Below are 524 nucleotides of genomic sequence, written 5' to 3' on the forward strand. Positions count from 1 at the left end.
TCGCTGCTACCGTCTAGTTTCATCGTTCACTCCTTAAATCACGACCAGTTCAGCATTCAACGCACCCGCTTCATTTAGTGCCTGAAGAATCGACATTAAATCGGTTGGGGTTGCGCCTAAGCTGTTGACTGCATCGACAATGGTATTGAGCTCTGTGCCCGGAGGCCAAATCACCATTTGAGCGAGCTCTTCGTTTACATCAATATCCGTTTGATTCACGACTTTTGTCTCACCATCAGCAAACGCATTCGGTTGGCTGACTTTTTCTGATTCTGAAATTCGCACCGTCAAGTTGCCGTGGCTTACTGCCGCTTCGCCAACTTTGACATTCTTGCCAATCACCACGGTGCCAGTACGGGAGTTGAAGACGATACGTGCAGGCTTACGACCTTCTACGACACTCATCTCTTCCAGCATCGACATCATGATCACGCGTTGTTGCGTGTCTTTCGGCGCTCGCATATCCACGCGTGCTTTGTTGATGGCAACAGCCACGTTCGGACCAAACGTATTGTTGATTTCAC

The 524-nt window shown here is 49.2% G+C and carries 1 protein-coding gene; it reads right to left on the minus strand.

Translation table 11 applies throughout. The features are described from left to right. Nucleotides 1-33: 33 nt before the first annotated feature. Nucleotides 34-524, minus strand: a 491-nt coding sequence (locus R7Q48_RS30845) for a flagellar basal body P-ring protein FlgI (RefSeq protein ID WP_318134221.1), incomplete at its 5' end; no start/stop codon positions are given.

This window comes from Vibrio sp. 378 (genome assembly GCF_033339435.1).